Annotated in this window: 10 protein-coding genes and 1 riboswitch; of the genes, 5 read left to right on the top strand and 5 right to left on the bottom strand. The window is 69.3% G+C overall.

Annotation, left to right across the window (positions count from 1 at the left end):
- Nucleotides 1–27: 27 nt before the first annotated feature.
- From V7E46_RS10785 to V7E46_RS10770, 4 genes are all read right to left on the bottom strand, one after another.
- On the bottom strand, nucleotides 28–1,131 hold the full coding sequence (locus V7E46_RS10785) for a thiamine ABC transporter substrate-binding protein (protein WP_333768209.1): 1,104 nt from the start codon (nucleotides 1,129–1,131) through the stop codon (nucleotides 28–30).
- A riboswitch (TPP riboswitch) is annotated at nucleotides 1,125–1,255 on the bottom strand. (Overlaps the previous gene by 7 nt.)
- A gap of 76 nt (nucleotides 1,256–1,331) precedes the next feature.
- Nucleotides 1,332–2,438, bottom strand: a complete 1,107-nt coding sequence (gene rlmN / locus V7E46_RS10780) for a 23S rRNA (adenine(2503)-C(2))-methyltransferase RlmN (protein ID WP_333768208.1) — start codon at nucleotides 2,436–2,438, stop codon at nucleotides 1,332–1,334.
- Nucleotides 2,439–3,451: 1,013 nt separating this feature from the next.
- The gene (locus tag V7E46_RS10775) at nucleotides 3,452–4,981 is read right to left on the bottom strand and encodes a peptide deformylase (RefSeq protein ID WP_333768207.1); all 1,530 of its coding nucleotides are present in this window, start codon (nucleotides 4,979–4,981) and stop codon (nucleotides 3,452–3,454) included.
- 157 nt (nucleotides 4,982–5,138) lie between these two features.
- Nucleotides 5,139–5,489 carry a GntR family transcriptional regulator gene (locus V7E46_RS10770; protein ID WP_333768206.1) on the bottom strand — a complete coding sequence of 117 codons (351 nt, stop codon included), beginning with the start codon at nucleotides 5,487–5,489 and terminating at the stop codon, nucleotides 5,139–5,141.
- Nucleotides 5,490–5,699: 210 nt separating this feature from the next.
- Between V7E46_RS10770 and V7E46_RS10765 the strand changes: the two genes are divergently transcribed.
- From V7E46_RS10765 to V7E46_RS10745, 5 genes are all read left to right on the top strand, one after another.
- The gene (locus V7E46_RS10765; RefSeq protein WP_333768205.1) at nucleotides 5,700–6,293 is read left to right on the top strand and encodes a hypothetical protein; all 594 of its coding nucleotides are present in this window, start codon (nucleotides 5,700–5,702) and stop codon (nucleotides 6,291–6,293) included.
- Between the two features lie 300 nt (nucleotides 6,294–6,593).
- Nucleotides 6,594–7,070: a hypothetical protein gene (locus V7E46_RS10760; protein WP_333768204.1), complete on the top strand. Its 477-nt coding sequence runs from the start codon at nucleotides 6,594–6,596 to the stop codon at nucleotides 7,068–7,070.
- Nucleotides 7,071–7,180: 110 nt separating this feature from the next.
- Nucleotides 7,181–8,677 (top strand): ATP-binding protein, encoded by a 1,497-nt coding sequence (locus V7E46_RS10755; protein WP_333768203.1) that lies wholly within the window; start codon nucleotides 7,181–7,183, stop codon nucleotides 8,675–8,677.
- 151 nt (nucleotides 8,678–8,828) lie between these two features.
- Nucleotides 8,829–9,062, top strand: a complete 234-nt coding sequence (locus tag V7E46_RS10750; protein WP_333768202.1) for a helix-turn-helix domain-containing protein — start codon at nucleotides 8,829–8,831, stop codon at nucleotides 9,060–9,062.
- 675 nt (nucleotides 9,063–9,737) lie between these two features.
- On the top strand, nucleotides 9,738–10,964 hold the full coding sequence (locus V7E46_RS10745) for a tyrosine-type recombinase/integrase (RefSeq protein ID WP_333768201.1): 1,227 nt from the start codon (nucleotides 9,738–9,740) through the stop codon (nucleotides 10,962–10,964).
- A 1,012-nt stretch (nucleotides 10,965–11,976) separates the two neighbouring features.
- On the opposite strand, the gene V7E46_RS10740 is transcribed toward V7E46_RS10745, so the two are convergent.
- A partial coding sequence (locus V7E46_RS10740; protein ID WP_333768200.1) for a phosphatidate cytidylyltransferase occupies nucleotides 11,977–12,835 on the bottom strand: 859 nt, incomplete at its 5' end.

The following is a 12,835-nucleotide window of genomic DNA, read 5'->3' as shown; positions in this document are numbered from 1 at the left end:
GCCGTACGCAGCGCGCTCACCGTGCGCTCACTTCAGGACGATCGAATTCCACGCGCCGACCCAGTCGTCGCGCTTGGCGGCGATCTTCGCGGGCGCGAGCGTGGTGGGGTGGTCGATCTTCGCGCCGTACTTGACGAACACCGGCGGCTCGACGGCGTCCTCGCGGACCGGGTCGACGTACATCTGCAGCGGCATGTCCTGCTGGAAGGCCTTGCTCAGCATGAAGTCGATCAGTGCCCGGCCGCCCGCGGTGTTCTTCGCGCCGTGCAGGAGGCCGGCGAATTCGATCTGCCGGAAGCAGGTGCCGGTGGACACTCCCACGGGCGACTGGGCCGGCTCAGGGGTGACGCCGATGACCTCGGCGGGCGGGCTCGACGCGTAGGAGACCACCAGCGGCCGGTCGCCCTTGGCCTGCTTGCCCGCGGAGGAGCCGGAGAAGCGGTCGTTGTAGGCCTGCTCCCAGCTGTCCACGACCTCGACGCCGTTGCTCTTGAGCTGCTTCCAGTACCCCTGCCAGCCGCCGTCGCCATAGGTGGCGGCGCTGCCCAGCAGGAAGGCCAGGCCCGGCGAGGACGTCGAGACGTTCTCGGTCACCAGCAGGTTCCTGTAGGCGGGCTTGACGAGGTCGGCGAAGTTCTGCGGCGGCGCAAGGTGGTGGGCTGCGAAGTAGGCCCGGTCGTAGTTGACGCAGACGTCGCCCGAGTCGATCGGGGTGACGTGGTGCCCGGCCGCGTCCAGCTGCACGTCGGCCGGCACCCGGCCGAGGTCCTTGGCCGCGTACGGCGTGAACAGGCCGTTGTCGAGCGCCCGGGACAGCAGGGTGTTGTCGACGCCGAAGAAGACGTCGCCGCGCGGGTGGTCCTTGGTGAGGATGGCCTGGTTCACTGCCGCGCCCGCGTCGCCGCCGCGCAGCACCCTGACCGTGTAGCCGGTCTCCTTGGTGAATTCGGCGAGCACGGACTTCGACGCGGCGAAGGAGTCGTGGCTGACCAGGGTGACGGTCTTGGAGCCGCTGCTGCCGGCCTTGTCCTTGCCCTTGGCCGGCGAGTCGCTGCCGCAGCCGGCCAGGACGGCCGCCGCGGCGGCGGCCAGGGCGAGCGCGCCCGCTGCACGTCGGGATGTGGTTCTCATCTGCGATGACTCCCTACGCCGGTATGACCCGGATCAGGTGGGAGGGTCTGCGGCCTGGGACCCTTCGGTTCTGGTCCCTCGCCGCACTCTCAGCGCCGTCTCAGGCGCTCCCCTGTCGGAATGTTCTGTTGTACGACCGTATGGCGTCCGGCTGCTGCAACGCTACGCCCGCCGGTCGCCGACCGTACGATAGCAGCAGGTCAGCGCTCGGCGGCGGCGAGCTGTCCGCAGGCGCCTTCGATCTCCTGGCCGCGGGTGTCGCGTACGGTCACCGGCACGCCGTGCGCTTCGAGCGCCGCCACGAACGCGCGCTCGTCCCCGGGCCGCGACGCCGTCCACTTCGAGCCGGGCGTCGGGTTGAGCGGGATGAGGTTGACGTGCACCCGGTGGTTCTTCAGGAGCCTGCCCAGCCGGTCGGCGCGCCACGCCTGGTCGTTCACGTCGCGGATCAGGGCGTACTCGATGGAGATCCGGCGGCCGGACACCTCGGAGTAGTGCCAGGCCGCGTCCAGCACCTCGCGGACCTTCCACCGGGTGTTGACCGGCACCAGGGTGTCGCGCAGCTCGTCGTCCGGGGCGTGCAGGGACACCGCGAGGCGGCACTTGAAGCCCTCGTCCGCGAAGCGGTACATCGCGGGCACCAGGCCCACGGTGGACACGGTGATGCCGCGCTGTGAGAGGCCCAGGCCGTCCGGCTCGGGGTCGGTGAGCCGGCGGATCGCGCCGACCACCCGGTTGTAGTTGGCCAGCGGCTCGCCCATGCCCATGAAGACGATGTTCGACAGCCGGGTCGCGCCGCCGGGGACCTCGCCGTCGCGCAGCGCCTTCATGGCGGCCACGATCTGGTGCACGATCTCGGCGGTCGACAGGTTGCGGTCCAGGCCGGCCTGTCCGGTGGCGCAGAACGGGCAGTTCATGCCGCAGCCGGCCTGTGACGAGATGCACATGGTGACCCGGTCGGGGTAGCGCATCAGCACCGACTCGACGAGCGTGCCGTCGAAGAGCTTCCACAGCGTCTTGCGGGTGTCGCCGTCGTCGCAGGACGCGTGGCGCACCACGGTCATCAGCTCGGGCAGCAGGTCCCCGGCGAGCTTGCCGCGGGCCGCCGCCGGTATGTCCGTCCAGGCGGCCGGGTCGTCGGCGAACCGCGCGAAGTAGTGCTGCGACAGCTGCTTGGCCCGGAACGGCTTCTCCCCGAGCGCTGCCACCGCCTCACGTCGTTCTGCGGGCGAGAGGTCGGCAAGATGCCGCGGGGGCTTCTTGGCCCCGCGCGGCACGGCGAAAGTGAGTTCTCCGGGTGCAGGCATGATGCCAACCAGTGTCGCAGACCGGCCGCGGTGCCCTGCTCAGAGCAGATCGGCGGGGGTCGTCACTGGTGGTCGTTGGCTGTCCCTGGCCACCCTCGCACTGCCCACAGACGGCCCGGGGGCGGGTGAGTCAGCAGCGGTCGCGGACGGCTGGCGCTGCCTCACCCACCACGATCCGACCCGTCTAGCGCTAGAGGGGCCGCTAGCGGTCGATACGGGTGCTGACGAGGCTCTTAGCGGTTAGCGGCCCCTGCGGACCGTGCCCGGGAACCGGCCCGCAGAGAGGGTCGCACCCCCCGCACAGCGCTGCCCCCGGCTGAAAAGCAGAGCAGACGGACCGCCCTGCGGGCGGACGCCCTTTGGCCGCCACCTCCCCATACCCATGGCGCAGGGTCCGCGACCGAGCCCCGCAGACGGCTTCTGTGCGGCGTTTCAGCGGGGGGCATCCGGCACGAACGGTCGCAGCGCTCGTGCGGCCAGACGGGGGCAAGTCAGGCTTTGACCGTGCGGGCCCCGCCGCGGTAAAAGCCCCACTCCCCCGGCGAAAGGTCCGCTCTCTTCCTCTTACTAGAGAGTTGGTAGGAGATAGCGTCCGCAGCGTCTGCGATCGCTCGCACACCAGCTCTGACTTGCCGTTTTCCTGCGGACGCTAACGGATCGGGTCAGCGTCCAACAAGCGTCCGCAAGATCACCCGCCCTAAGAGCGTGGCCGCAGGTCACAGCGCTGGAAGTGGAAGAGAGACACGAACGCCAGCGACCACGCGTCCGGTAGTCATCGGATGTCCGTATCGCGCAAGTCGGACCGCCGGCGGGTTGGCGAAGAGCAAGAGGAGCACGCCGCGCCGGGGGGTGCTCCTCTTGCTGTGAGGCTCGCCAGACGTGCCCCTTCCGGCGACACCGCGCCGGGCACTCCCCCATGACGGACAGCGCGCAACGGAGCGCGTCGGGGGGCGGCTGCCCGCAGCGCGAGCGCAGCGAGCTGCCAAGGGTCGAGCGGCCGCAGGCCGCCCGCTCTATCCCTTGCCGGAGGTCGCGTCGTCGCTCCCGTAGGTCCAGCTCCGACCCGTACCACGGTACTCAGCAACGGTGATCGGCTCCACCCCGGGCCGCATCCGCGAGCGGTAGAGCCTGCCTTCGAGGTGGTCGATCTCGTGAGCGACTAGCCGCGCGACGCCGCGTTCGAAGACTGTGATGCGGTCTCGGCCGTCGATGTCCTGGTGTTCCACGGTGATACTGAGGGGACGGGGAACCTTTCCTCGGAGATCGAAGAAGCTCCAGCACCCTTCGTATTGCTCGTCGGCCTCGGCCGATTCCTCGATCACTCGGGGATTGAGAAGGGTGATCGTCTCGCCATCGGGCGTGCGCACGATGGCGGCTGAGCGGTCGATTCCGATTTGGGGTGCAGCAACCCCCATTCCCTTGCTGAACACGTGGATCGTATCGGCCCTCTCGGCCGCAGAGCCGAGTTCCGCGACCAGGCGCCGCGCATCCTCTGCCTCCTCCGGCAGCGTGAAGCTCCTGGCCTGCCGTGCAAGGATCGGATCACCCTCTTGGATGATGCCGATACTCCGCATCTTCTCAGCCGCGCTCGGTGTGACCATATCCGCGCCTGCCTCCTCTTGGTTCGCGCGGGCCCGGAACTTCCATTCCAGTCGGAAGCGGGCATGCAGCGGTGGTTCCTCCGTGCTCCACGAGAACACCCGCCGCTCTCCCACGTCGTCACGCTGGATCGCCGTACGGAAGGGGAACGCCTCAGCCGTCATGGTGGTTTCCGTACCCCAGACCACCGGGTCAAGCTCCGACGGGAAGTCGAGACGTACACTCAGCAGGTTCGTCGGAAGACGGACAGCTCGCTGATACCACGTCCCCCACTTCTCGTCTCCAACGGCGTACGAGTATTCCAACCAGGCGGTATCTCCTGGATAAAGCGGATAACGCCCGTAGTCGTTCTCAAAGAGAAGCCATACTTCCTTGAAAGCGTCCCGGTCGTGCTGCGTTCGCCAGCCGATCGACTCACCCCCAATGGACGCCTCAAGGCGCAACTCTGCCCAGGTCAGCGGGTTTTCTCGGTAAAGCTGGTTGGAGCGTTCGGGATTCCCGGGGTACCGGTCGACCGAGATTCGGATCAGATAGCGCGTGATCGGGTCCGCGCTGGCGTTGTACAGCTTTCGCCGCTGCGTCGTCCGGTACACGCTTCCGTCGTAGTAGAGCGACGAGTCCTCATGCTCCACGATGATGCTGGACGGCGCTTGGAGCATCTGCGAAGCGTCGTGCCGGGCCCTGTGCGCGGCGGGCGTCCGCCCCCACCCCTGGGCCTCGAACTCACCGAAACTGCGGCGTATGGCCCCGCCGGCGCGAAGCACGCGGTCCGAGTCCTCGGCGAACTCCGCAGAGGGCCGCTGCTGGCCGCTCTCCACCTTCGAGACATAGGAGGGCGTGTAGCCAACCGCCTTGGCCAACGCGGACTGAGACAAACCCCGGACGTCGCGCCACCGCTTGAGTTCGGCGATGAACGTTTCTCCGGAAGTGCTGGCGTCTGGCATCGCAACTTCCTCCGCTGTGCCCGTGAGTGAGCTGTGAGTGATCCGCGATCACCCTTCATTCACAGGCCGTGCTTGGTCTTTGCTGGCCACATCGACAAGCAACCTACCGGAGAGGGGACGACCGATGACCAGCGTCCAGCCGCCCTCTGGTGACGCCTCAGCCGTTGGCTTCCAGCCGCTCCAGGCGTTCGGTCAACTCACGCACCGTGGTATCCAGCGCGGTGACACGGTCCGCGAGATCGGCCACCGTCGGGGCGGCTGGGGTGGCCTCCTGCTGGGCCTCACGCACGAAGGTCCCGCGACCAGGAGTCGACGCGACGTAACCCCCGTCCCTCAGCACCCGGAGTGCGTTGCTGATGGTCATGGGGGCGACGCCGAACCGTTCGGAGAGCTCCCGGACCGACGGCAGTTTCTTGCCCGGTCCGTGAGTGCCTCTCTCGATCTCAAGACGCAGAACGTCCGCCACCTGCACGTACGGCGCGCGCGGGTCATCGCTGCTCAGAGTCATGCCACAGAAGGTAGCACCTAGCACGACCTAAGACACCTAGTTGACATGCTAGGTGACCTAGTACAAGCTAGGTCTCGGAAGCCAAAAAGAGCGGGAGCGACGCCCAACCGCCAAGTAGTTCGTCGCTCCCCTAACCCTCGAAGGGGTGTCTCCATGATGCCTGGAATCACTGTGGACCGGCTGAGTGAGCAGGTTACGACTCTGCCGTTGGTGGAGCGTCGGCGTGCGGGTGAGGCGTTCCCGCGGGTGCCGGTCGGCTCGCTGGAGCTGACGCGTGAGCAGGTGGCCGCGGGCCTGTACCTCTCCCTGGCCGCGCTGCCGCAGGCACCGGCCCGGCCCACCAGCGAGCAGATGCTTTCCGTCGTATGGCGGGCCGTGGACCACCTCGGCGTGTCGGGTCTGGACGCGACCGCGCGGGAGATGGCCGCGCTAAGCCTGTGGGACCGCGATGTGACCCTCGCCTACTCCGACGCGTACGTCCTGTGCCGTGAGCACTGGTACCGCGACGCACTCTCGGAGCTGCTGCCGGCCGGAGCGGTCGCGCTGGCGCTGTACGCCTCCGACATCAAGGTGACGCGCGGCGGGCGCAGCGCAGTGGGGCGCGGCGCGGAGATCAACGGACACCTTATGGAAGGGGTGTCCAGGCTGGGGGCCCGCACCTTGGCGCGGCTGGGCAACGAGGGACCGAACGAGTTCCACCCCTGGGCGCTCACGCCGTTCGCGGAGCTGGACCCGGAGTACCGGGCCCTCACGCCGGACCGCCCTCGCCGCAAGTTCTGCTACGACCTGTCGGTGAACCATTAGATCAACCCCCGTCCCCTGCTGGTGTCGCTGAACGCGGGCGGCTGGGCGGTCGGGGCGGTCGTCCCGGAGTGCCCCCGTCAGGACGCCATGCACGCCGAACTGCGCGGCGGTGCGGCGTGAGCCTGCACGACCGCTGCCCGCTCAACGGCTCGCGCAAGCGGGCTCGTAAGCGGACCTTGGCCGCCCGCGACGGATCGTGGTGCATGTACTGCGGGCGTCTGTTCGCCGACCTGCGGCCCGCGACCATCGACCACGTGGTGCCGGCTGTCTCTGTTCAACACCTGGCGCGCCGAGCACACCGTGCTCGCCTGCGAGCCCTGCAACGCGGCCAAGGCCGACCGACTGCCCCTGCTGCTGGCGCTGCTGCTGGCCGCCCGCTACACCGTGACGCCCCACGTCGCGCCCCACGTGCCCGACCCCACCACCGGCCGGTCGACCGCGCACGAGCCCGACGTGTCGGGTGTCCACGAGCCCGTTCCCAACCGGTCGGGTCGGGTGTTCACGGTCGGAATCTGCCTGCTGCTGGCGCGCATGGCCGCCGCGTACGAGTCGGCCGCCTGGCCCGACGCGTCGGCCAACCGGACGCAGGATCAGTCGAGGGGTGACCAGGCCGAACAGCGCGCACGGCTCACCGTGCCCGCACAGCTCGTGCGCGCTGCCGACCCCGGTAACCAGCCGACTCGACTCGTCCTCACGAACGCGCCTGCGGTGCTGCCGACGCGCACCCGTCTGCCCGACTCGACCACCCGACCCGACGCGTTGATGGAGGCAGCATGAGCACCGACCGGCTGCGTCCGGGTGCGCCTGAGTCGACGCCCCGTGACGCGGGTCGTCACGCAGACCAGAGCGGTGGCGCTGACAGCGAGGGGAAGAAGCCGTCCGCCGCTATGCGGCTGGTGGAGCTGGCCCGGGACCGGTACGACCTGATCACCTCAGACGACGGCCGCCCCTATGCCATCGAGCGCACCGGCCCGAACATCGCCCTGCCCCTGCGCGGTAAGGCAGGTCTGCGCCAGCGTCTCGCGCGGCTGTTCACCGACTCCTACAACGGCGAGGTTCCCTCTCAGTCCGCACTGGCCGACGCCATGACCGTGCTGGAGGGCATCGCCTCTGACGACGACCCCGTACCGGTCCACCTTCGCGTCGGCACCGACCCGGCGTCGGGCACGATCGTGATCGACCTGGGGAGCACGGACGGGCGCGCGGTCACGGTCGAGCCCGAACGCTGGCAGACCGTGCCCCGCTCCCCCACGGTCTTCCGCCGCTCCGGGGCCATGGCGCCCGTGCCCGTGCCCGTGCGGGGCGGGGACGGGCTGGCCAGGCTGCACGGGCTACTGAACATGGACCAGGACACCTTCCGGCAGCTTGTCGGGTGGCTGGTGGCCGCGTGGATTCCCCACATCCCGCACCCGATCTTGACGTTCAAGGGTGAGCAGGGCACGGGCAAGTCCAAGACCGCGCAGATGGTCGTCAACCTCATCGACCCCTCACCCGCCACCAAGCGCAGCCAGCCGCGGGACGTCAAGACCTGGGCCACGCAGGCGTTCAGCTCCTGGGCGCTGTGCCTGGACAACATCTCCACCATCCCCCCGTGGCTGTCCGACACCCTGTGCAAGGCCGTCACAGGCGACGGCATCGTCGACCGGGCCCTGTACACCGACGACGACGTGGTGGTCCTCACCTTCCGCCGCGTGCTGGCCATGACGACCATCGATGCCGGAGCCCTGGCCGGCGACCTGGCGGAGCGCCTGCTCATGCTGGACTTGCAGCTCATCGACCCCGACCGGCGCCGCACCGAAGAGGAGCTGGACAGCGCTTTTGAGGCGGTGCGGCCCGCAGTGCTCGAGGCGCTGCTGGACCTGCTCTCCTACGTGCTGGCCGTCTTGCCGTACGTGGAACTGTCGACCATGCCCCGCATGGCCGACTACGCCCGGGTGCTGGCCGCCGTCGACCAGGTCCAGGGCTGGAACACCCTGGACGCCTACCTCGCCACCTCCGTCAACGTCGCTACCGACGCCCTTGAAGGCGACCCCTTCGGCCGCGCCGTCGCCGACTTCACCGACAACTGGTGCACCTGGTCCGGCACCGCCGGACAACTCCTGGAACTCCTCACCTTCGGCGACGGGCCCCGCCCGCCCGGCTGGCCCAAGGACGCCACCCGCGCATCCGGCCGCCTCAAACGCCTCGCCCCGCTGCTGCGGTCCATCGGGATCACCGTGGACGACACCCAGCGTAGTCAGGACCGGCACCGGCAACGCCTGCTCGTGCTGTCGCGGGCACCGGCTGACGCCCCGCCAGCGTCCGTACCCTCCGACGCCACCGCCCGCCCGCCATGGCCGCCCGTCGCGCCCATCCCCGAACCCGACCCCCTGCCTGACCTGTAGCGGAACCGCCGGAACCTTCCGGACCGGGCAGCCCACCAGCCGCCCGGTAGGTGCGGACGCTGCGGGCGCTATGGACGCTGCGTTCCCCCAACTCTCCAGTACGGCGCGCACCCTCACCCCGCACCCCCGGCAGGAACCACAAGGAGTGACCATGGCCGCCCCCGTATCCGATCCCCGGGCCATGCTCCGCGCCGGTCTCCCCGACCGGTACCTCACCTCCGAGGACATCGCCAGCCTGTTCAGCGTGCCGATCGAAACCGTCTACGCCTGGCGCAAGAAGCGCACCGGCCCGCCCGCTTTCCGCGTCGGCAAATACCTGCGCTACGACCCCGCCGCCGTACGCGACTGGACCGCCCAGCAGACCGCCCGCGACCAAGCCGCGTAACCCACCGTGCTGGGGAGGCACTTGGGGAGGTGGGGAGTTCTCCCCAACCACACCCCCAAGCCACCTCCCCAGCCCTGAGCAGCACAGACCACCCCCTGGGGAGGCGGGGAGGCACCCCGCCGACCACCCGTAAACAGGCCCTGGACACCCTTCCGCACGCCGCCGACGCCTCCCCTCCCCAACCCCAGCCGTCACGCAGCGTTCAGTGAGGCGGCCAGTGAGGCAGTGGCTTTCCACTGGCCGCCTCACTGACCCCACCCCACTGGGGCTGACGTGGGGCAACGGTCCCGCAGTGGGGCAGTGAGGCACCCCGTCCCGACCCCTGCCAGTCCCGGCACGACCGCTCCGCGGACAACCGCCCTGCCTCACTCACTCTGCCCACTCGTCACACGCCGTACAGGGAGCACCTAGGGGAGGCAGGGAGAACTCCCTGACCGCCTCCCTGACCCCGCCTCCCTCAACTGACCTCCCCATATGAGCGGCCAGGGAGGCACCCGCCCGCCGCCTCCGAGCACCCCCAGAAACCCGCACCCGGCGGACGCCCCCGTCTCCCTCCCTGCACGGACAGCGACCACAGGACCGCCCGGCACAGCGAGCAGCCAGGACGCGACGAGACCACCTCGGCACGCGCCCCGGCAGCCACCGACCGGACGAACCCCCAAGGAGCTGCCCACCATGGCAGGCCACATCCAAGACCGCTGGTACAAGACCCAACCTGGCCCCAACGGCAAGCCCGTCCGCATCAAGACCGACCGCCACGGCTCCGGGCTTCGCTACCGGGCCCGCTACATCGGCCCCGACGGAAGCGAGAAGTCCAAGAGCTTCCCCGACCGGCAACGACGCCTCGCGGAAGCCTGGCTGGCGCAGACCGAGACGGACATGGCGCGCGGGTCGTACGTGGACCCCCGCGCCGGCCGGACCACCTTCCGGCAGTTCGCCGAACGCTGGATGGCGGCGCAGACGACCGACCCCACGACGCAGGTGGCGGTAGAGACGCGGCTGCGGCTGCACGTTCTGCCGCGCATCGGCTCCCGCCCGCTCGACTTGTTCCGCCCGTCGCACATCCAGGCACTCGTCAAGGAGCTGGAGGACGACCCGATGTCGGGCGGGTACGCCCGCATCATCTACGGCAACGTCCGGGCGGTCCTTTCGGCGGCCGTGGATGACGGCCTGCTGGCCCGGAACCCCTGCAACGCCAAGTCCGTACGTCCCCCCGCCAGCAGCCCCGCACGCGTCGTTCCCTGGCTCCCGGAACAGGTCCTCGCCGTACGTGCCGCCCTCGCCGAGCGGTACCGCGCGATGGTCGACGTGGGCGCCGGATGCGGACTGCGCCAGGGCGAGATCATCGGCCTGGCCGAAGACGACGCGATCGACTTCACGAACGGCACGCTGCACGTGGTCCGGCAGATCAAGCTCATCCGCGGCAAGGCGGTATTCGCCCCGCCCAAGTGCAACAAGGAACGGGACGTGCCCCTGCCGGACGTGGTCGCCGACGCCATCCGGGCGCACGTCGACCGGTGCAAGCCCGTCGCGGTGACGCTCCCATGGAAGCGCACGGACGGACCGCTCATCACCAAGTGTCTGTACTTCTCCAACATGGCCGGCGGGATCGTCTGGCGGAGCAACTTCAACATCCAGGAGTGGAAGCCCGCCCTCGCCGCCGCGGGCATCATCGCCACCCCTGACCAGGGCGACCCCTACGAGTCGGCCCGCGTGCACGGCATGCATGCACTCCGCCACTTCTACGCGTCGGTCCTCCTGGACGCGGGCGAGAGCATCAAGGCCGTGAGCGAATACCTGGGCCACGCCGACCCGGCGCTGACGCTCCGGGTATACGCGCACCTCATGCCGAGCAGCCGGGAGCGGGCCCGCCGTGCCATCGATGGAATCTGGTCTGGCTAACCCGCGGGGTGCTATGGGCCCTGCCGCCCGTGCTGCTGCTCCCCCCGGCCGTCATCCTGACGCAGGCGTGACTGAGGACCCTTCACCAATTCGTAGGCGTTCGCCAGCGTGCGCCTTCGTCTTGTCATCGGAGTACCAACCCGACCCCCCCAACCTTCGAATCTAAGGTGGAAAGACCTTGACAGCGTCAACACCTTTCCACCCGGGGGGGCTGATTTGCGGATTCCATGGTTAGTGATGGACAATCAACGCGCGGTCAGGTCCGCAACCCAGCAAAAAGCCACCCGCCTGCTTGCACACATACGGGTGGCTATGGGCTCCGTCCCACCAGGAAGGAACACCATCCACATTATGAACAATCGCCTGCGGCAAAGCCAGTCGCCTGTTATGCCCCCTTGGGGGGCCGGTCTCGCCTACGTAGGCGCTCTCGTAGGGGGAGTGATCCTGATCTGGGCCAGGCGTGCCACCCCGGCGGAGGCGTCCCTGTACGTGGCGCCGTTCCTGGCCACCCGCTGGTGGAGGCGCCGCTGATCTCCGGGTGCGGTAGTACCACGGCCCGAGCACGGCCCACGACCTGAACAGAACCCTCCACCAGCAGCAAAGCTGCTGGTGGAGGGTTCTCAGCGTTGAGCTGACTCCACTTCTCCGGGTGCAGGCATGATGCCTACCAGTGTCGCAGACCGCGCGGCGTTGCCTGCTCGGGTCGTCATTGCTCACCGAAGGACGCCCGTCGGGCGACGACTCCCACCGCGCACGGTGACTGCCTGGTCGGGCTCGGCAGGACGGCTGCACGTCGGCCCACCGTGCGAGTCAGGAAGCTACGGATGGGGAAGGAACCATTGCACGGCAGCGTGGGGGCACATGAGCGCTGAGCTTTTGGTGGCCGGGGGCGCCACCGATATCGCGTTGGGTTCGTTATGGGTGTCGGTCGTACAGTCCCGAAGTGCCATCCGGCACAACTGCGTTTCAGACGACCCGGGTCCGGGCTCACCCGGACTCGGCGTCCGGAGGATCAGCCCTTGCCGACGAAGGCGACCAGGAGGAGCCAGACCACCGGGGCGGTCGGGAGGAGGCTGTCCAGGCGGTCCATGATCCCGCCGTGGCCGGGGAGCAGCGTGCCCATGTCCTTGATGGCGAGGTCGCGCTTGATCATGGACTCGCCGAGGTCGCCGAGGGTGGCGCTGACGGCGGCGGCCAGGCCCAGCAGCAGGCCCTGCCACCAGTGGCCGCCATCGATGACGTACTGCATCAGCAGGGCGCCCGCCACCATGGCGAAGGCGATCGCGCCGAGCAGGCCCTCGCGGGTCTTGCCGGGGCTGATGCGCGGGGCGAGCTTGTGGCTGCCGAAGCGCCAGCCGACCGCGTAGGCGCCGGTGTCGCTGATCACGGTGAGCAGCAGGAAGACCAGCACCCGGCGGGGGCCGTCGTCCGCGGCGAGCATCATCACCACGAAGGTGGCGAGGAAGGGCACGTAGAAGGCGGCGAAGACGCCCGCGGTGACGTCCTTGAGGTAGTCGTGCGGGGGCTCGGTCATCCGCCAGACCAGGATGGCCAGCGAGGTCAGCGCCATCGCCACCCAGGCACCGTCGGCGCCGCGCAGATAGCCGGCCACCACCATGGCCGCGCCGCCCACCGCGAGCGGGATCAGCGGTACGCGGATGTCCTTGCGCTCGGCGAGCCGCGAGGTCAGCTCCCACACGCCGATGACCACGGCGACCGCGACGACGCCGACGAAAACCGCCTTGACGATGAAGAGCGCCGCGACGATGATCACGCCGAGCCCGACCCCGACCCCTATCGCGGCCTGCAGATTACGCCCCGCGGTCTTCTTCGGGGGGGCAGGCTGGTGCGGCGGCTGGGGCGCCGAGGCC

Origin of the sequence: Streptomyces sp. IBSBF 2435 (assembly GCF_036815005.1) — a bacterium.
Classification (GTDB): Bacteria; Actinomycetota; Actinomycetes; order Streptomycetales; family Streptomycetaceae; genus Actinacidiphila.
This window is presented reverse-complemented; position numbering and strand designations above follow the sequence as displayed.